The sequence below is a fragment of the Paenisporosarcina indica genome (assembly GCF_001939075.1).
GTDB lineage: Bacteria > Bacillota > Bacilli > Bacillales_A > Planococcaceae > Paenisporosarcina > Paenisporosarcina indica.
The window spans coordinates 21,305-41,547 of record NZ_MPTA01000006.1; the positions used below are offsets into that span (position 1 = coordinate 21,305).

General features: G+C 38.6%; 21 protein-coding genes and 1 riboswitch. All 21 genes read right to left on the reverse strand.

Annotated elements, in window-relative coordinates; translation table 11 throughout:
- Position 1: 1 nt before the first annotated feature.
- The gene (gene lipA / locus GY23_RS13530; RefSeq protein ID WP_281251506.1) at positions 2-970 is read right to left on the reverse strand and encodes a lipoyl synthase; all 969 of its coding nucleotides are present in this window, start codon (positions 968-970) and stop codon (positions 2-4) included.
- Positions 971-1,223: 253 nt separating this feature from the next.
- Complete coding sequence (yunB, locus tag GY23_RS13535; protein WP_075619759.1) at positions 1,224-2,015, reverse strand: sporulation protein YunB; 792 nt, start codon at positions 2,013-2,015, stop codon at positions 1,224-1,226.
- Between the two features lie 41 nt (positions 2,016-2,056).
- On the reverse strand, positions 2,057-3,427 hold the full coding sequence (locus tag GY23_RS13540) for a bifunctional metallophosphatase/5'-nucleotidase (RefSeq protein ID WP_075619760.1): 1,371 nt from the start codon (positions 3,425-3,427) through the stop codon (positions 2,057-2,059).
- 12 nt (positions 3,428-3,439) lie between these two features.
- Positions 3,440-4,264, reverse strand: coding sequence for a sulfite exporter TauE/SafE family protein (locus tag GY23_RS13545; RefSeq protein WP_075619761.1), 825 nt, complete (start codon positions 4,262-4,264; stop codon positions 3,440-3,442).
- Entirely contained in the window at positions 4,264-5,124 is an 861-nt protein-coding gene (locus GY23_RS13550) for a DUF72 domain-containing protein (RefSeq protein ID WP_075619762.1), read from the reverse strand. The genes GY23_RS13545 and GY23_RS13550 overlap by 1 nt, the downstream gene beginning before the upstream one ends.
- A 302-nt stretch (positions 5,125-5,426) precedes the next feature.
- The gene (gene sufB / locus GY23_RS13555; RefSeq protein WP_075619763.1) at positions 5,427-6,824 is read right to left on the reverse strand and encodes a Fe-S cluster assembly protein SufB; all 1,398 of its coding nucleotides are present in this window, start codon (positions 6,822-6,824) and stop codon (positions 5,427-5,429) included.
- 18 nt (positions 6,825-6,842) lie between these two features.
- Entirely contained in the window at positions 6,843-7,283 is a 441-nt protein-coding gene (gene sufU / locus GY23_RS13560) for a Fe-S cluster assembly sulfur transfer protein SufU (RefSeq protein ID WP_075619764.1), read from the reverse strand.
- Positions 7,273-8,502, reverse strand: a complete 1,230-nt coding sequence (locus GY23_RS13565) for a cysteine desulfurase (RefSeq protein WP_075619765.1) — start codon at positions 8,500-8,502, stop codon at positions 7,273-7,275. The genes sufU and GY23_RS13565 overlap by 11 nt, the downstream gene beginning before the upstream one ends.
- Complete coding sequence (sufD, locus tag GY23_RS13570) at positions 8,502-9,806, reverse strand: Fe-S cluster assembly protein SufD (RefSeq protein WP_075619766.1); 1,305 nt, start codon at positions 9,804-9,806, stop codon at positions 8,502-8,504. The genes GY23_RS13565 and sufD overlap by 1 nt, the downstream gene beginning before the upstream one ends.
- A 17-nt stretch (positions 9,807-9,823) precedes the next feature.
- Positions 9,824-10,603, reverse strand: a complete 780-nt coding sequence (sufC, locus tag GY23_RS13575) for a Fe-S cluster assembly ATPase SufC (RefSeq protein WP_075619767.1) — start codon at positions 10,601-10,603, stop codon at positions 9,824-9,826.
- 286 nt (positions 10,604-10,889) lie between these two features.
- A complete protein-coding gene (locus tag GY23_RS18580; protein ID WP_211270684.1) occupies positions 10,890-11,048 on the reverse strand; it encodes a YuzK family famiily protein in 159 nt (52 codons plus the stop codon).
- A gap of 447 nt (positions 11,049-11,495) precedes the next feature.
- Positions 11,496-12,026, reverse strand: a complete 531-nt coding sequence (locus tag GY23_RS13580) for a hypothetical protein (protein ID WP_075619768.1) — start codon at positions 12,024-12,026, stop codon at positions 11,496-11,498.
- 415 nt (positions 12,027-12,441) lie between these two features.
- Positions 12,442-13,263, reverse strand: a complete 822-nt coding sequence (locus GY23_RS13585; RefSeq protein WP_075619769.1) for a MetQ/NlpA family ABC transporter substrate-binding protein — start codon at positions 13,261-13,263, stop codon at positions 12,442-12,444.
- Between the two features lie 59 nt (positions 13,264-13,322).
- Positions 13,323-13,991: a methionine ABC transporter permease gene (locus GY23_RS13590; protein WP_075619770.1), complete on the reverse strand. Its 669-nt coding sequence runs from the start codon at positions 13,989-13,991 to the stop codon at positions 13,323-13,325.
- Positions 13,984-15,009, reverse strand: coding sequence for a methionine ABC transporter ATP-binding protein (locus tag GY23_RS13595; RefSeq protein WP_075619945.1), 1,026 nt, complete (start codon positions 15,007-15,009; stop codon positions 13,984-13,986). Before GY23_RS13595 ends, GY23_RS13590 begins: the two co-directional genes overlap by 8 nt.
- Before the next feature lie 92 nt (positions 15,010-15,101).
- Positions 15,102-15,206: riboswitch (SAM riboswitch) on the reverse strand.
- A gap of 56 nt (positions 15,207-15,262) precedes the next feature.
- Positions 15,263-15,571: a thioredoxin family protein gene (locus tag GY23_RS13600; protein ID WP_075619771.1), complete on the reverse strand. Its 309-nt coding sequence runs from the start codon at positions 15,569-15,571 to the stop codon at positions 15,263-15,265.
- Between the two features lie 16 nt (positions 15,572-15,587).
- The gene (locus tag GY23_RS13605) at positions 15,588-15,926 is read right to left on the reverse strand and encodes a toprim domain-containing protein (protein WP_075619772.1); all 339 of its coding nucleotides are present in this window, start codon (positions 15,924-15,926) and stop codon (positions 15,588-15,590) included.
- An 83-nt stretch (positions 15,927-16,009) separates the two neighbouring features.
- Positions 16,010-16,390 carry a glycine cleavage system protein GcvH gene (gene gcvH, locus GY23_RS13610; protein ID WP_075619773.1) on the reverse strand — a complete coding sequence of 127 codons (381 nt, stop codon included), beginning with the start codon at positions 16,388-16,390 and terminating at the stop codon, positions 16,010-16,012.
- Between the two features lie 74 nt (positions 16,391-16,464).
- Positions 16,465-16,824 (reverse strand): arsenate reductase family protein, encoded by a 360-nt coding sequence (locus GY23_RS13615; RefSeq protein ID WP_075619774.1) that lies wholly within the window; start codon positions 16,822-16,824, stop codon positions 16,465-16,467.
- A gap of 429 nt (positions 16,825-17,253) precedes the next feature.
- Positions 17,254-19,038, reverse strand: coding sequence for an acyl-CoA dehydrogenase family protein (locus GY23_RS13620; protein WP_075619775.1), 1,785 nt, complete (start codon positions 19,036-19,038; stop codon positions 17,254-17,256).
- 18 nt (positions 19,039-19,056) lie between these two features.
- The gene (locus tag GY23_RS13625) at positions 19,057-20,232 is read right to left on the reverse strand and encodes an acetyl-CoA C-acetyltransferase (protein WP_075619776.1); all 1,176 of its coding nucleotides are present in this window, start codon (positions 20,230-20,232) and stop codon (positions 19,057-19,059) included.
- Positions 20,233-20,243 lie beyond the last annotated feature (11 nt).

The following is a 20,243-nucleotide window of genomic DNA, read 5'->3' on the forward strand; positions in this document are numbered from 1 at the left end:
ATCAGTTTGTTGTGAGAGCTAGTTGCTCGTCTCCAAGACGATGTTTTTCTTTAGCAGCTGCGTTCACTTGTTCGTCTGCATGATAGCTACTTCGTACCAGTGGTCCTGCTTCACAATGTGAAAATCCTTTTGACATGGCAATTTTACGAAGTTCTCCAAATTCCAGTGGCGAGTAATATTTTTGTACAGTCAAATGTTTTTTGGAAGGTTGTAAGTATTGTCCAATTGTCATGATATCAACATGGTTAGCTCTTAAATCATCCATGACTTCAATTATTTCTTCCGTTGTTTCCCCAAGTCCAACCATCAATGATGATTTAGTTGGGATTTCCGGTTGCATTTCTTTAGATCGGCGTAAAAATTCGAGCGAACGGTCATATTTTGCACGAGCTCGAACTCTCGGTGTTAAACGTCGAACTGTTTCGATGTTATGATTTAATATATCAGGCTTTCCATCCATTAACATTTTTAAATTCTCTTCAATTCCACCCATATCTGAAGGCAGAACTTCAATCGTTGTGAAAGGATTTTTACGACGAATCGCTCGAATGGTTTCAGCAAACACGGCTGCTCCACCGTCTTTTAAATCATCACGAGCAACTGCTGTAACGACCACATGTTTTAAGTTCATCAAGATAACAGAGTCCGCTACACGTTCAGGTTCTGCTAAATCGAGTTCATTAGGAAGACCCGTTTTAACTGCACAGAAACGACAAGCTCGTGTACAAATTGCCCCTAGTATCATAAAGGTAGCTGTACGGCGAGTTCCCCAACACTCATGAATATTAGGACATTTTGCTTCTTCACAAACTGTATGTAAGTTATTTTCACGCATGAGTTTTTTTAGATCTTTGTAATTATCATTCGTGTTCAATTTTATCTTAAGCCAGTCAGGTTTACGAATATGAGTTTGCTGTGTCGTCATACGTATCGACCCCTTCTTTACGGACCATTTTGATAATTTATTCACTGTTGTCAATGTACCATATTTGACCAACTCTCACAACCATCAAAACCTCCTAGATGCAGATACATAATCGAGTTAAAGGCTTTAAAAGCCCGATTCCAATTAGAGAAGATGGACAATAAAAACATAGAAAAACGCCTCTAAACGAGACGCTTTTCCTCTAATGCTTTTTGCTTTTTGTTGTTTTTCCTTCGTACCACAGATAAAGGAATCCGTCGGTTCTCGTTACTTCTACACCCACTCTAACTCATTATATTTACTCTGGTGGATTTAGAGTTGGAGTTTCTGGTGGTTGGATTGGAACTTCTATGGAAGGTTGAGCTCCACCATCACCTTTCGTATAAATTTGAGGAACTTGACCAGAAATTATTCCCATTGCTACTGGAATTTTCTGCTCAATTGTAGTGGTTTTTGTAGCAAGTGGAACAATCACTTGTACGTTGACTTTAATCATGATACTGATATCCACCATTGCACTATTAATCCCAAATTCCTTAATCTCACGAATGATGTTCGATTGTACATTTCCAATGACGTGAAAGCGTATTGGTATTTTAGGGCCTAAGTTACCAAGGAGAGGAATATTCGTCGCTTGACCAAGTGGGACAAAAAAGACGATTCCCCCGTTATCTTCCATTGCTGTTGGGTCATACTCTATGTCATCTAAATAAGGTAAATTTTCCAAGTTTCCTTCTTCAGCTTGTTCCAGATGGGTTTGCACCAAAGCTACTGTTTCCGCCTGTACCCGGGTGATGATTTCTGTATTAATTTTCTGCGTCATCATGTTAGGCTTATCCGATGGTACTTCCACAATGATTTCATTAATGTCCATTATATCTAATGTTCTAGAGTTAATTGCTTTGCTAATAACAAGGGACGCTATTTTATTTGACTGGATCTCGGCATAATCCATATAAATCGGTGTCAATCTAACATTGACGAGATAAAACATCAACGCAACTGAAATTACAACAACAATAAATAAAAATGGAATTATATTCTTACCTCTACGATAAAGCGATCTTTTAGGTGTTTTACGTAAGCGCACAAAAAAGCCTCCTACGTCATGGTACTACGAGGAGGTTCATATTATTCCAAAACTTGCTGTTGTTTTTGACCATAATTAATCACTACGTCTCGAATAAAATCAGGCATAAAATAAGTCTTTGGCAACTCTTTAAGTAATGGGTAAAAATAACCAAAAGTGAACATATCGAGCGTGGCTAAACGTACAATCTCTGCAGGTTCTATGCGTTTATTTTGAATGAATAATACTTTATCCACTACGTTAAATTGATGTGTGATCATTTTACCCATTACAACACCACGAAAACCTAATCCTTTAATCTCGAGATTTGGCCAGCTTTCATTTAATGATAACTGATAAATCTCAACTAATTGTGCTCCAGTAAGTTCAATGACACATGGATTAATTGGATGTGGCATCATTTTATGAATATCAAAATGGGAAACTTCCTCCGCTTTTAAATCCGATAAAAATATGCCTGCATTAAATAATGCACAATCCGCTTCGCAAAATGTAGTGATTGCTTCTCCGAAAAAGGTAGACAAAGCTGATTCTTTGAACCATTCCTTTTGGAGTGATACCGGTTGATAAAAAGCTGTTTCCAACAAGTTTTCTTTCCCAACATTAACTAATTCATCAAGAAATTGCTTTTCGTTAGGGCATTGCTTGAGCTCATTTGTATCATATAAAAGTGCCTGTTTTTTCTCGAGTTTTTTCGAGTCTAAATTAAAATCAACCGTAACATGACCAACAAAATATCCAAATTTACCGGCTGCCGCTAAAAGTGAATTATTGACCACTTTCCCTTCGTGTAAAATATGATGTGTATGTGCACCAAATATGACATCAATGTCGGGAAATTGTTCAGCGATTGTTTCATCAGCGTTAATTCCTAAGTGGGACAAGCAGATCAGCATATCAGTTTGAGATTTCAATACATCTACTTGATGTTTTAATGCCTCAAATGCGTTCGTTACTTGCCAGCCTAACTGGTGATAAAAATGGGTGAATTCGGCTGTTAGAGCCGTTACACCAATTTTTGTTCCATTAAGGGTTGTTAATATAGTAGTTGGCATCAACCATTTCGGTAGTTCACCATTCTCATACCTCAAGTTTCCAACAACTACATCAAATTGAGCATCGCTATAAAGATTTTCTAACTCACTATGTGAAAGCGTAATTCCTTCATTGTTACCAATTGTTGCAACATCATATTGAGCTTTATTTAAGAGTTCAACATTGCCTTTACCTAATGTTCCCTCTGTAAAAATATGTGATCGATCAATATGATCACCAAGATCCAGCGTAAAGCTTGATTCGCCTTCTTCATGATGCCATTTTTTCCGACTTGTCACGAGTTCATGAATTCGTGGCCAATGTTGAAAGTGACTGTGTAAGTCATTTGTATGATAAAAATGGATGGTTTCAATCATTAGACCAACTCCTTACCCCATCAGTCCCGCTACAATCGAACGAATACCGAGTAATAATAAGATAATACGTAACGCAAATACTAATGTTTCCGATTTTATTCGTTGATTTAAGGATGCCCCAATCTTTGCTCCGATAAAAGCAGCAGGTACGACTGGAATCGTGTAGAACCAAGGCACGTTTCCAAGCGAGATATGGCTAGCTGAATTGACAATTGACGAAAGGAATACCATAAACATCGATGTACCAACGGCAACATGTGGAGGAAATAAGAACAACAATATCATGGCAGGAACAATAATCGATCCTCCACCAATACCAAACAATCCAGAAGCAAAACCGACACCAAAAGTAAGTAACAGTGCAAACCAAACTGGATATCCATACACATGATTTGTTCCATGAGGATCCGTAAATGTTTTTTTCTTGCCGTTATTCACAAACCATTGTACTGGTTTTAAATACTTCCGAATCAGAAGCAAAGTCGACAGTATGATCAATAAAATCCCAAAATACAAATTAAACGATGGCAAGTCCAATCCTTTATTGACCCAAGCTCCCAAAATGGTGCCAGGTATGCTCCCCACAAAAAAAATCAGCCCGCTACGATAATCTACCGTTTTTGATTTCATATAGGTCATCGTCGAAGCCAAACCTGTAAAAATCATCATGATTACAGATAATCCTACTACATTCTGTGGCGTAATCCCTGGAATTAAGCCTAGAGAACCACCTAAAAACAAGGTAGCAGGAACCAGAATGATACCTCCGCCAAGTCCCACCAAGGCACCGACAACACCGGAAAACAATCCGATGAGTGCTAATAATACATACTCCATTACCATTCTCCTTCAAATATATCTAGCTGTTTAGGCGCAAGCCCTTCATATTCAAGATCCAACAATCGCATAAATTGCTTGGCATTATTGGCTGCGTGTCCACCCGAATTGTTGTTGAACAATACCGTTACATGTTCGGCTTGCCCTTCAAGCAATCTCACCACATCTGCTATTTCAGTCAACTCCGCCAAATTGTAATCGTATAAATAACGGACTTCCCTCCATTTTTGGTCATTTCCAGGATTTTTCCATCCATGAACATTGCGACCATGCAGTCTGAGCAAAACATGATCTTCCCTCGTTACGATGGGAACAAGCGGGATACTCCCTTCCCCAGCCTGAGGTTCGTCACATACAGAATGTATCCAGTTGTTATTCTTTAAAAAATCGAGCGTTTTCTCCCTGTATTCCGAGTAGTACCACGACTGATGGCGAAACTCAATCGTAAGGGGTAATTCTTTAAGCTGGTCTTTCACTTCATTTATGTAAGAAATATGTTTTTTTTGGCAATCAAACCACGGTGGGAATTGGACTAATACCATCCCAAGTTTCTTTGCCTGAATTAAAGGTTCTAAAGATTCTCTATATAAGGCAAACATTTCCTCAGTTGATTCAAAAGGCAATTCCCCACGATGATGACCTGTAATTCCTTGATAGGCTTTTACTATAAATTGAAAATTATCAGGAGTTTCACTAACCCACTTCCGCATATTTCGTGCTGGTTGTATGGCATAAAATGCTGCATCGAGTTCGACAACCGGAAAATGGGAGCTATAATCAATTAACTTTTCAGTGCTTTTTGATTGTGTGCTATAAATATCAGGATGGTCTCCCCATCCAGTTAGGCCAACAAGAATCATCCATTATCACACTCCATTTTTTCATTATCATACCATAATTTTCATAAATAAAATAAATAGCCACTCGTATTAGCATAGGTCTAACTATAAAAATATTTAATTTAATGCGACTGGGTTTTGTTGCCTTACTATGTTTTATGATCAACTTTTGATATTACTTGATCAACTTTAACTCTAACTTGATGAATTAACGCTATTTCTCCTAATCAAGAATCTTACTGTCAAAAAAATGCCTCCAGAATCATATCGATTCCAGAGACATTTTTTATTCATCTAGTGTCTGCATGTTGAGATATCAAATGTTAGCCGATTGAGCCTTCCATTTCGAATTTAATCAAACGGTTCATCTCAACTGCATATTCCATCGGTAATTCTTTTGTGAATGGCTCAATGAAGCCCATTACGATCATTTCAGTTGCTTCTTCTTGCGTAATCCCTCGACTCATCAAGTAGAATAATTGTTCTTCAGACACTTTTGAAACTTTCGCTTCATGTTCTAAAGAGACATTATCATTCAAGATTTCGTTGTAAGGAATGGTATCTGAAGTAGATAAGTTATCCATGATCAATGTATCACATTCGATATTTGAACGTGCACCTGACGCTTTAGGACCAAAACGAACGACACCGCGGTACGTTACTTTACCACCTTGTTTCGAAATAGATTTCGAAATAATCGTTGATGACGTATTTGGAGCTAAGTGAATCATTTTAGCGCCAGCATCTTGGTGTTGCCCTTTACCTGCAAGTGCAATTGATAATGTCATACCACGAGAACCTTCGCCTTTTAAGATGACAGCTGGGTACTTCATCGTCAATTTAGAACCGATGTTACCATCAATCCATTCCATCGTTGCATTTGCGTCACATACAGCACGTTTCGTCACTAGGTTATACACATTGTTAGCCCAGTTTTGAATTGTTGTATAGCGGCAATATGCATCTTTTTTAATAATGATTTCAACAACTGCACTGTGTAGTGAGTTTGTTGTGTAAACAGGAGCTGTACATCCTTCAACATAGTGAACTGACGCACCTTCATCAACGATGATTAACGTGCGCTCGAATTGACCCATGTTTTCAGAGTTAATTCGGAAGTACGCTTGCAGTGGGGATTCTACTTTAATGCCCGGTGGGACATAGATGAAAGATCCACCTGACCATACAGCCGAGTTTAATGCAGCGAACTTGTTATCTGTGTTTGGAATTACTGTACCCCAGTGTTTTTTGAAAAGTTCTTCGTTTTCACGTAAAGCTGATCCAGTATCTTTAAAGACGATCCCTTGATCTTCAAGTTCTTGCTTCATGTTGTGATAAACAACTTCAGATTCATATTGAGCAGATACTCCTGCCAAATATTTTTGCTCTGCTTCGGGAATACCTAATTTATCAAACGTTCGTTTAATTTCCTCAGGTACTTCATCCCAAGATGTTTGTGATGCTTCAGATGGTTTTACATAATAAGTAATCTCATCAAAGTTCAGTGAATTTAAATCGCCACCCCATTGTGGCATTGGTTTTGCATAAAATAACTCTAAAGATTTTAGACGGTAATCCAACATCCATTGAGGTTCTTCTTTCATACTAGAAATTGTTTCAACGATTTCACGTGTTAGTCCACGTTTTGAACGGAAAATAGATACGTCTTTATCGTGGAAACCATATTTGTAATCGCCGATTTCAGGCATTTTTTTAGCCATCATCTTTCCTCCGTTCTATTACGAATGTGATTCGTTTTGTACGCCCTTTTCCATGGCTTTCCAAGCAAGTGTCGCACACTTGATACGTGCTGGGAATTTGGCAACTCCTGCTAAAGCTTCGATATCACCCAAGTCAATAGAATCATCATATTCTTTACCAAGCATGATATCTGAGAAAATCGTTGACAGTTTCAATGCTTCATCCACAGGCTTGCCTTTTACAGCTTGCGTCATCATGGATGCTGAGGCCATAGAAATCGAACAGCCTTCTCCATCAAATTTTGCATTCTCTACGATTCCATCAGTAACTTGCAATGTTAAATGAATACGGTCACCGCATGTAGGATTATTCATATCAATTGTGACACTACCATCTTCAAGTGACCCTTTGTTACGAGGTTTTTTGTAATGGTCCATGATCACAGTTCTATAAAGTTGATCTAAATTATTAAAAGACATCGTTGAAATACTCCTTCGCCGTGTTAAGTCCAGCTACTAATCGATCGATATCATCAACCGAGTTGTATAGATAAAAACTGGCACGTGCAGTTGCTGTTACTTGCAACCACTTCATAAGAGGTTGTGCACAATGATGTCCGGCACGTACGGCAATTCCGTTCATATCTAGCACCGTCGCAACATCATGCGGATGGACATCGTCTAAGTTAAACGTGACTATTCCTGCTCTTTCGCCAGGATCTTTAGGTCCAAATATGGATAATCCTTTGATAGTGGACATACGATCCATAGCATAAGATGCCAGTTCATGTTCATGTTTCTCTATTTCATCGAGACCAATCTCTTCTAAGAAATCAATTGCTGCCGCTAAGCCGACAGCACCTGCGATAATCGGCGTCCCACCTTCGAACTTCCATGGAAGCTCTTTCCAAGTTGAGTCAAACAACCCAACAAAGTCGATCATTTCGCCACCAAATTCAACAGGTTCCATTTGCTCAAGCAACTCTTTCTTGCCATATAACACGCCAATTCCAGTAGGTCCGCACATTTTATGACCAGAAAACGCTAAGAAATCACAGTCTAAATCTTGAACGTCGATACGTAAATGAGGTGCCGCTTGTGCACCGTCTACTACCATAATTGCTCCATTTTCATGTGCAATTTGCGCAATTTCTTTTATGGGATTCATTGTTCCAAGGACATTTGACACATACATAATTGACACAATTTTAGTGCGTTCTGTAATGGTCTCACGAACTTTTTCCAAGGATAATGTTCCATCCTCTTCAAGGTCCACGTATTTTAAAACTGCACCTTTTTGTTTCGCTAGTTGCTGCCAAGGAATAATATTCGAATGATGCTCCATGTATGTGATGACGATTTCATCGCCCTCTTGGACATTTGCACTACCATAGCTTTGTGCCACCGTATTAATTGCAGTCGTAGTTCCACGCATAAAAATAATTTCTTGTGTAGACTTCGCCGAAATAAAGTTACGCACTTTTTCGCGTGCCCCTTCATAACTTTCAGTCGCACGGTTCCCAAGTGTGTGCACACCACGGTGAACATTTGAATTATCAAAACGGTAATAGTTGGATATAGCTTCTATGACTTGAATTGGTTTTTGAGAAGTTGCTGCACTATCAAGATAAACGAGTGGATGCCCGTTTACTTCTTGATTCAAAATTGGAAAATAGCTTTTAATTTCATTATTAATCATTAGCGCACTTTCCTTTCAATAACCTCCGTCAGCTGCTTTTTAACGCCTTCAATTGGCAATACATTTACAACTGGTGCAAGGAACCCATGAATAACTAATCGTTCTGCATCTTGTTTAGAAATACCACGACTCATCAAGTAGTAAAGTTGAAGTGGATCAACGCGTCCAACAGAGGCTGCGTGTCCAGCTGTAACATCATCTTCATCAATCAATAAAATAGGGTTTGCGTCACCACGTGCTTTTTCATTCAACATTAACACGCGTGACTCTTGTTCCGCGTTTGCTTTTGTAGCACCGTACTCGATTTTACCGATTCCGTTAAAGATGGAAGAAGCTTCATCTTTCATTACACCATGTTTAAGGATATAGCCTTCTGAGTGTTTACCCCAGTGAATAATTTTGGTTGTAAAGTTTTGTTTTTGTTTTCCACGACCAACAACCACCATTTTTGTATCCCCATAAGAACCGTCACCAACTAAATGAGTAACGTTTTCAGAAATGGTATCTCCATCATTCATTAAGCCCAGCGCCCACTCAATACGTGAGTTACGATTTGCAACTCCGCGACGATTGACATAGGTAGTGATTCCTTGTGCTAAAACATCCACAGCTCCGTATGTTACACGTGCATTGTCTTCAGCAAATACTTCAGAAATAATATTAACAATTCCAACTGCGTCAGTAACTGTTGATAGATAGTTTTCTACATAAGTTACTGAGCTATTCGCATCAGCTACAACAATTGTATGGTTAAACAGAGAAGCTTGAGCGTTATCATGTAAGAAAACTACTTGCAAAGGCTCAACTACTTCTACATTCTTAGGAACGTATAAAAAGACACCGCCATTTAATAATGCTGCGTTTAAACTGGCAAGTTTATGCTCATCCGTTTTGACACCGTTCGTCATGAAATACTTTTGGACTAGCTGACTGTGTTCGCGTACCGCCGTGAATATATCGGTAAAAATAACACCTTGTGCGGTTAACTCGTCAGAAACTTGTAAATAAGCAGGTGTATTATTGCGTTGAATATAAATATTTTTTTGATTGTCTGTAACAATGGCTTTCACTTCTTCTGGTAAATCAGCAAGTGATGCAAACGTGTCACTTTCCACTGCATGAACTGGGAAATCCGTGAAATTCCACTTATCAATTTTTGTTTTGTCTGGTGTTGGCAATGGCAGATTCTCTGCCGCCTGTAAAGCTTGTACACGATATTCAGCAAACCAAGAAGGTTCTTGTTTCGCAGTTGAATAGGAGCGTACATCTTGTTCGGTTAATGCCAATTTCGTTTCAACCGTCATGTGTATATCTCCTTTCCTTACGCTTCTTGGCCTACAGTTTCATCTTCAATTCCTAATTCATCTTTAATCCAGTCATAACCTTGTGCTTCTAATTTGTGCGCAAGTTCAGGACCACCTGTTTTAACTACGCGGCCTTGCATCATCACATGTACATGATCTGGCGTAATGTAGTTAAGTAAGCGTTGGTAATGGGTAATGATCAAACAACCAAAACCTTCTCCACGCATTTGGTTAATTCCTTTTGAAACAACTTTAAGAGCATCGATATCTAGACCAGAGTCAATCTCATCAAGAATCGCAAATTTAGGTTGAAGCATCATTAATTGAAGAATTTCATTGCGTTTCTTTTCCCCACCTGAGAAACCTTCATTTAAATAACGTTGTGCCATATCTTGATCCATTTCAAGGTATTCCATTTTCGAATCGAGCTCACGAATAAATTTCATGATTGAAATTTCATCGCCTTCTTCTCGACGTGAGTTAATTGCAGAACGTAAGAAGTCTGCATTTGTAACGCCATTTATTTCACTTGGATATTGCATAGCCAGGAAAAGACCTGCTTGTGCACGTTCATTAACTTCCATCTCAAGAACATTTTCCCCATCTAAAGTGACAGATCCAGAAGTAACTTCGTATTTAGGGTGACCCATAATTGCAGATGCTAATGTCGATTTACCAGTACCATTAGGTCCCATAATCGCATGAATTTCGTTCGTGTTAATTGTAAGGTTTAGACCTTTAAGAATCTCCTTGCCATCAATGGCAACATGAAGATCTTGAATAACTAAAGTGGACATTTTACTACCTCCAAGTGTATAAATGAATGAAAAAGCCATTCTTAATTTATTATCATTCTAATCTTAACTGAAATAATGAGCCCATGCAAATCTTTTAAACGGTTCAATCTATATAGAATAAAAGTCCAATACCATTGAAATCGGCTAATAGTAGTGTGCCTTCTCGAAGTCTCAAAGTCTATTCATTTCATTTTCAATACTGATATCCTAATTGAGAATGTATTTCACTCTCTTTTTAAACAAAAAAGTCAATGAACTAGGTTCATTGACTTTACAAATTTTCACTTTATGAATCGCGGTGTGCCAGTCTATCTAATTGAGCTGATGCTTGTTGGCCTGCTTCATAATCACGCTCTCTTTTCATTTCCACTTGCAATCGAACGTCAGGATTATTTTGATAATCGACGAATCCCACACCGTGTGAACTTCTAAATGCGTGGTCCATTTGTTCAGTGTAGTTGAAATATAGTGCTTGGATAATGAATCATTCCTTTCAAATTTTCAACTCAATTTACAAGTTGTTATCCTTCACATGTATATGTATACCCAGATGGAAATGTTCTAAACAAAAAAGTTCGTGCGTGGAAAATTGGCCCCGGATAAAGTTCATCATTATAAACAGGACTGAGTAATCCCTATAATAACACTTCTGCGATTTGTGGATGCCGACGTCGAGAAGCATGAATAAATTAGTGCCAGACTACTCGCTATGGCTACCATTTGAAATGCGCTTACGCTGGTTCTGCCTAGGTATATGGTTCACATCAAATTCAGGTACAGCGCAATAAAAAACAAGCGATCATTCCTCGATTAGTCGAAGAATGATCGCTTAAGTAAAACTTTATTTTATAGACTTTTTCAGTGTACTCGGCAAATACGGACAAACACTTTCTTATAGTGAAACTTCGTTGTAAATGCTTGAACCCACTAAACCAACTTCTTCAAGTACTGCATTTAATTCAGTATCAGCTTCTTGGAATTTAGCATTCGCTTCATCTACTACAACTTCACCTTCAGCGGCTAGTGCTTCTGATTTCATTGTATATGCTTCTTGAATTTTTGCTAAAGCACCTTCAATAGCATCTTGCTGTTCTGTTAAGCCTGCAGGAATTTCAAGTGATTCAACTTTAGCAGATGCATTAACAGCAGCATTTTTAGCATTTTCTCTCATTGTTTGAAGCTCAGCACCTTCAGGAAGAGAATCTTTTGCTTGTGCATTATCAAAAGCATTTAAATCAGCATCAACTTCGTTAATTGATTGTGAAATTGATAAATAAAAGTTCATCATATCTGCAGCTGGATTAGCTTTTTCTTCAGTAGAAGTAGCTCCAGTTGTTTTTGTGTCAGTGGCTTCTTCTTTGTCTGATGAACAAGCAGCCAGTACTAAAGAAAGTGAAGCGATTAGGAATAATAATTTTTTCATTTTGAATCTCCTTTGAATGTGAACTTATTTTCTTTGCAAGCCTAACATAGCCAAAATGCGATGTAAAGACGGTTTCGAATAGTCGCAACTGCAAGAAAATTGAGATTCCAATGTGAAAAGTTACTAGTTGTGATTACCTGTAAATCGACTGACGATTATGCTAACATTCGTGATTGAAAAGTGATAATGTTCACTGACAAATCCAGGTTAACAGGTAGCTATGAAAGTCTGAATACTGCACCATTATACAAAATACAGAAAATAGATGCCCTAATACCACTCACCATCTTTGGGCTTTACATTGAGAATATTAAAAATTGTGGGAGACATCCACAAAATACTAGATTCGCGGGAGTCTGAAATTATATTCTAATTACAAAAGACGCCGGGGAACCCCGACGTCTGGATAAGGCTATTATTTAACTGGTACGACAGAGCCGCCCCATTTTTCTAAAATGAAATCTTGAATTTCTTTTGATGTTAATGCTTCAACTAATGCTTTAACTTCTTTATTGTCTTCATTACCAGCTTGAACTGCAATGATATTTACATATGGCGAATCCGTTTTTTCAATTGCAATTGAATCTTCCAATGGGTTGATGTCAGCATCGATTGCATAGTTTGAGTTAATCAACACAGCGTCGCCTTCTTCATTTTCATACATTTGAACAAGGAGTGCTGCTTCGTACTCTGCATCAAATACTAAGTTTTTCGGGTTGTCGACGATATCTTTTACTTCAGCTTTTGTTTTATCGATTCCTTCAGCTAATTTAATTAAACCTTCAGCTTCTAAAATTGAAAGAACACGACCGTGATCGGCCACTGAATTACTGATTAAGATTGTTGCCCCATCTGGAAGTTCATCCAATGATTTATATTTTTTAGAGTACACACCGATTGGTTCAATATGAATTCCACCAGCATTGACAAAATCATAGCCATGATCAGCAATTTGTGATTCTAGGTATGGTATATGTTGAAAATAGTTGGCATCCAATTCACCAGATTCTAAATCTTGGTTAGGTAAAACATAGTCTTGGTACGTTTCGATAACTAGGTCGATCCCTTGTTCTTCAAGTATAGGTTGTACTTTTTCTAAAACTTCGGTATGAACACCGTTTGATGCTCCTACAACTAATTCTTTGTTGTCTCCACCCGAAGACTCTTTATCGCCACCACATGCTGCTAGAGTGATTGCACTTACTGTCAATAAAATTCCTGCTACAAATTTCTTCATAATTTTACTCTCCCTTTTTGCTTTTATATGTGTACGAATTTACATTCGACAGCACCAAATTAACGTTTATCTGCTTTTGAAGTAATTGAGTCTCCCACCCATTGGATGATAAAGACGATGATTAAGATGATAATTGTAGCCACAAGTGTTACATCTTCTCGACTACGTTGGAAGCCATCCTGAAATGCTAATGTTCCCAATCCACCGGCACCGATTATTCCAGCCATTGCGGTATAGCCAACGAGTGCAACTGCCGTGACAGTAAGACCTGACAATAAGGCCGGCAATGACTCTGGCAATAAAACTTTCCAAATAATTGTTGAGGTCTTAGCACCCATCGAGCGGGCAGCTTCAATTACTCCTTTATCAATTTCACGCAGTGCAATTAAAACCATTCTTGCATAGAACGGTGCAGCACCAATTATTAATGCCGGCAATGCTGCGTCTGGACCGCGAATGGATCCCAGTAAAAGCTTGGTAAATGGAATTAACAAAATGATTAATATGATAAAAGGAATCGATCGAAAGATATTGACGAAGGCACCTGTTAACCAGTTGACCAGCTTATTTGCCCATAATTGGCGTGGGCTTGTCAAAAACAATGTAATTCCCAGTGCTAATCCGATTATGAAAGTAAAACCAGTAGCCAATGCAGTCATATAAAGAGTTTCTAATGCTGCTTCCCACATGTTAATCCAATCGACATTCGGTAGAAGTTTTTCAAGCATGTGAGATCACCTCCGTTTGAACGTCTTGCCCATGTAAATACTGAATGGCTTTCTCAATAGCTAATGACTCACCTTCAATTTGTAAATACAACGTTCCATAAGCCCCGTTTTGAGTTTGAGCAATATTCCCTTGTACAATGTTTACTTCCACTTGATATTGTTTGATTAATCTTGAAAGTATTGGTTGTTCAGTTCGATCGCCAACAAACACAAGTTTTACTAGTTTTCCTGAAGGATATTGTTCTACAAGATGAGCAATCGTTTGATTTGCTTCTTCTGGTCCGTTAATTTGTGCAACAAAACGTTTTGTTATGTCTTGCTGTGGTTTCTGGAAGATGTCAAGCACGCTACCCATTTCTACCACTTTCCCTGCTTCCATTACAGCGACACGGTGACAAATTTTTCGAATGACATGCATTTCGTGTGTAATTAATACAATGGTTAGTCCTAAACGTTTATTAATATCAACAAGTAATTCTAAAATGGCATCGGTTGTTTCTGGATCCAAAGCAGAAGTCGCTTCATCACAAAGTAATACCTCTGGATTATTTGCTAATGCACGCGCAATTCCCACACGTTGCTTTTGTCCACCTGATAATTGTGAAGGATATGCTTTTTCTTTTCCTTTTAATCCAACAAGCTCGATTAATTCTTTTACTCGTTCCGTGCGTTTTGATTTGCTAATACCAGCAATTTCAAGTGGGAACGCTATATTATCTTCTACTGTTCTAGACCACAGTAAATTGAAATGTTGGAAGATCATGCTCACTTTTTGTCTAGCACTCCGAAGGGCTTGCCCCGAGCTTGACGATATTTGTTGGCCATTAACAGTCACACTGCCCGAAGTTGGTTTTTCTAAACCATTCAATAATCGAATTAATGTACTTTTACCAGCACCACTATAGCCGATAATGCCAAAAATCTCACCTGTATCAACAGTAATATTGACGTCATCAACCGCAACAAGTTTGCCATTCCCTGTCACGAACGTTTTTGATAAGTTTTGTAATTGGATCATTTCCACTTCACCTCTACTCTTTTCAAATAAAAAGCCCCTCCTGCAGATCAGCAGAAGGGACATAAGCGCACAAAAATATACGTTAGACCGATCTCTCATCTTTCAAAGTAAATACTTTGAGTGATTTGGCACCATTTCACAAATGTGACGGTTGCCGGGCATCATAGGGCACTTCCCTCAGCCTCTCTTTATAAGAGCAACGATATTAAGTTTTTAGTTACGAATGATAATGTAACATGATAAAAAGTGAACGTCAAATACTTTTTTTCAAATGATTATACAAATAAGGAACTGAGTGAAATGCATAAATTTTTTCACTTATTTCACCATTTTCAGTAATTAATAAACATGGTACACTCTCAATTTCATGGTCGATGGCTAAATCTGCTACATAGTTTAAATTTGCTTGACCCATCTGGATGTTGGGCAACAGCTCTTCCACTACTTCTAACATCTTTGATGCCACTTGGCACGTTCCACACATTGGGGCATATAAATAATAAGCTGTAACCACTGTATTTTTGGATTGATTTTCCCACTCTTGACGCGTCCATTCTTTCACTGTTTTCATCCTTTTATTAAATAAATTCTGATTTCACATCAATATTTGCTCCAAGTAAGATTGTCGCGAGGAATTTTAATGGGGTTGTCGCGACTTCCCGATATGTTGGATCTGTATATAAATGAAATGCTTCGGGAAATTCGCGTTTAATAAGTGCACGTAACTTCTCTCCAGATTTATCCGCGTCAACAAATACATAAATCTCCAGATGATCATATGGAGCAAGAATCTCTTCTAAACGGGTGGGACTGACAGTTCCGTTCGTACAAATAATTTCAATTGGTTCTGCAAGAAGTCGCATGATTCGTTGTTTGTCCGAACGTCCTTCTACAAGTAAGACTTTACCTTCAAGCATGACGATTCACTCCTGAATTTGAGAGACTTCTACTTGACATATGCAAAAAACGCCGAACAAATGTCGGCGTTTAACAAACGAAATTATTCTTGAGTCATTTCTTCGTATTGCTCAGCCGTCATTAATGAATCTAATTCCGAAACATCCGTTGGCTCGACAACAATCATCCATGCGTTTTCATATGGAGATTCATTTACGAATTCTGGGCTGTCTTCTAATCCACTGTTCACTTCAACAACTTTCCCACTGATCGGCGCGTATAGTTCAGAAACTGTTTTAACAGATTCTACACTTCCAAATGGTTCGTTCGTTTTAATATCGTCGCCAACTTGTGGAAGCTCTACGAAAACGATATCACCAAGCTCAGATTGAGCGAAATGTGTAATTCCGATGCGTGCTTTTCCATCTTCTAGTTTAACCCACTCGTGTTCTTCAGAGTAGCGTAAATCTTTTGGTGTGCTCATTAAAACCCCTCCAAATATGTATTCTATTCAATCTCAGTTTGACATAATTTCATGCTAAAAACAAGAACGGAAACTTAGTTAATCCACTTCTCTTCAAATTCGGATTCCTTATAACCTAGAGTAACTTTTGTGCCATCAGTTACAATCGGTCTCTTTATTAACATGCCCTCAGAAGATAGGAGTTCAAACTGTTCGTCTTCTGCCATAGTTGGAATTTTATCCTTTAATTGTAGTTCTCGATATTTCAACCCACTCGTGTTGAAAAACTTCTTCAATGGGAGGCCACTAGTTTCCACTATCTTTTTTAATTCTTCTTTCGAAGGGGGGGATTCTACGATATGCACATCATGATATATAACTCCTTGCTCATCTAACCATGCTTTTGCTTTTCGACATGTCCCACAATTCGGGTATCCATAATATGTAACTGTCATTTTTCAACCTCCTTGATAAGAACCATTTTAACAAAAGGCTATGATAAATCCTACTGTTGATATTCCGCAAAACTGTTTCGCTATCCGAGGGAGTCTTCGCTGTATGTCTCCCTATCTACCTATGAGTAAAAATCACAATTGAAACGATGCATACAATTTGACATCGTATCATTCGTTTAGCAAGTCCTAATACAAGCTATTTCTGCAGATCTTCGTTTCATTTGATGTGCAGCCAATTTGTGTTTCCTTCACCTGACTAAAATCTATATGAATTATCTTTTACAATTAATCGAAATATATAACACAAGCAATGGGTTTCTTATAAACTTTGATTCTTATTAAAAATGCAAAAAAACCCCAAACACTATCTCACAAGATCTGTGTAAAAAAATCCGAACGCTTCTATATAGAAGCGTTCGGATTTCCTAGTTATACGACAAATTTTTCAGCATTGATTAATTTAACCGAAGCATCACGTTTTTTCGCAATGATATTGTAAGGGGTTGAACGTGTTAATTTACGCAGTGCTGAAAGCATCATTCGTAAGTTATCACCTTCAACGGCAGCAATTAATGTTTCTTTCGCATCTTTTTCAATACACTCGAAAGCTTCTTGACAGAAGATTTGTGTATACAAAAGTTTTTGGTTCGCTTTTTCAACACCATCTCTGTGAATCGCTTTTTCCGTACGAAGAACCGCTGATTCCATTGCAAATAAGTTGTTAACGATATCTGCAATGTTTACCAGTACTTCTTGCTCTGTCTCAAGCTTGGTACCGTAACGTTGAGCCGCAAGACCTGCAGCAAGTAAAGCGATTTTCTTCGCATTTTGTACCAAGTATTTCTCTTGTGCTAAAGGTGTATCTTCGATTTCTTCAGGCATCATCATTAATAATTCTTCTTGAAGAGCTTGAGCCTTTTGAAGAAGTGGAAGCTCGCCTTTCATAGCTTTGCGCAAGAAAGTCCCTGGAATCAGAAGACGATTAATTTCGTTCGTGCCTTCAAAAATACGGTTAATGCGTGAATCACGGTAAATACGTTCTACTTCATACTCTTGCATGAAGCCGTAACCACCGTGTAATTGAACTGCTTCATCAGCAATATAATCCAACACTTCTGTACCGAAAACTTTATTTATTGAGCATTCTATCGCATATTCTGCGATAGAAGCTGCAATGGCTTTTCCGTCTGTTTGCTCTTCCACACTTAATTGACTCATGCGATCTTCAAAGTAACCAACAGTGCGATAAATTAAACTCTCTGAAGCATAGAGTTTAGATGCCATCGTAGCTAACTTTTCTTTTGTTAAGTTGAAAGAAGAAATAGGTGTCTTAAATTGTTGACGTTGGTTTGTATAGGTTACGGCTAACTCAAATGCACGTTTAGAGCCACCTACTGTACCTACCCCCAATTTGTAACGACCAATATTTAATATGTTAAAGGCTATAACATGACCGCGACCAGCTTCTCCAAGTAGGTTTTCTACAGGTACTTGAGCTTCTTGAAGGATTAATGTACGTGTAGAAGAAGATTTAATCCCCATTTTCTTTTCTTCCGCGCCAACTGATACCCCAGCAAATTCACGCTCTACAATGAAGGCAGAAAACTGTTCTCCATTAATCTTCGCATACACTACAAATACATCTGCAAATCCTGCATTCGTGATCCATTGTTTTTCACCATTTAAAACATAGTGAGTTCCTTCTGCATTTAATTTAGCAGTTGTTTTAGCACCTAAAGCATCTGATCCCGAACCTGGCTCTGTTAATGCGTATGCCGCAATTAATTCACCTGTTGCAAGTTTAGGTAGGTACGTTTGCTTTTGCTCTTCATTTCCAAAAAGAACGATTGGTAATGAACCAATCCCTACATGCGCACCGTGTGTAATCGAGAAACCTCCAGCACGAGACATTTTTTCAGCAATTAATGCGGAAGAAATCTTATCTAAAGCAAGGCCACCGTATTTTTCTGGAACATCTACACCGAGTAAACCCAAATCGCCTGCCGATTTCAGTAGTTTCACAGAATGCTCAAATTCATGGTTTTCTAGTTTTTCAAGTACTGGGGCAACTTCACTTGCAACGAAGTCTTCCGTTGTTTTCGCAATCATTTTATGTTCGTCAGTAAAATCTTCTGGTGTGAAGACGCGATCTAGTGAAATATCTTCAAGTAAAAAACTTCCACCTTTAATCATGTCTACAGTTTTGTTTGTCATAGTGTTTCCTCCTATTTTTTAAAGAATCTCGAATACGCCGGCTGCACCCATTCCACCACCAATACACATCGTAACAACACCGAATTGCTTACCTTGACGTTTTAATTCATGAATCATTTTCAGACTTAAAATTGAACCTGTTGCCCCCAGTGGATGACCAAGAGCAATCGCCCCACCATTAACATTTACTTTATTTATATCTATTCCTAAGTGACGTACTACTTGAATTGATTGAGAAGCAAATGCTTCATTTATTTCCCACAAATCAATGTCTTTTATTGAAAGACCAGCAATTTTTAAAGCTTTTGGTACGGCGACAATTGGACCAATCCCCATAATCTCAGGTGGTACTCCTCCAACAGCAAATGACAGGAATTTCGCCATCGGTTTTAAACCTTGCGATTCAGCCACTTCACGGTCCATTACTAATACAGCACCCGCACCATCTGATGTCTGAGATGCATTTCCAGCTGTAACAGTTCCACGCACATTAAATACTGGACGAAGTTTTGCGAGCGTCTCTATACTTGTTCCAACTCGAACGCCTTCATCCATTTCAAACATGAATTTCTTTTCTTGCGGTTTGTTATTTTCGTCGATATATCGCTTCAGTACTTCTACTGGTACAATTTCATCCTTGTATTTTCCAGATGCAATAGCTGCAGCTGCGAGTTCATGTGAACGAACTGCAAAGGCATCTTGCTCTTCACGTGTGATTCCGTACTTCGTCGCAACTTGTTCAGCTGTGTGTCCCATCCCCATATAGTATTGGGGTGCTGTTTCAGCAAGTGTTGCATTCGGTCGTATTGTATTCCCCATCATTGGCACCATACTCATCGATTCAACACCACCTGCAATGATTGCTTCTGCGTGGCCTAGCATGATGCGTTCTGCTGCAAAGGCAATGGATTGAAGACCGGATGAACAGAATCGGTTAATGGTAATTGCCGGTGTTGTATCTGGCAGACCGGCAAGTGCCCCAATGTTTCGCGCTACGTTCATCCCTTGCTCCGCTTCAGGCATCGCACATCCTAAGATGAAATCGTCAATCGGTCCATCATATCCGCCGGCACGTTTTAACGTTTCTTTTACAACTAATGCACCAAAATCATCTGGTCGGACTGTTGCAAGGGAGCCTTTTTTCGCTTTCCCTACAGGCGTTCTGGCACCTGCTACAATTACTGCTTCGCGCATAAGTTCTCCTC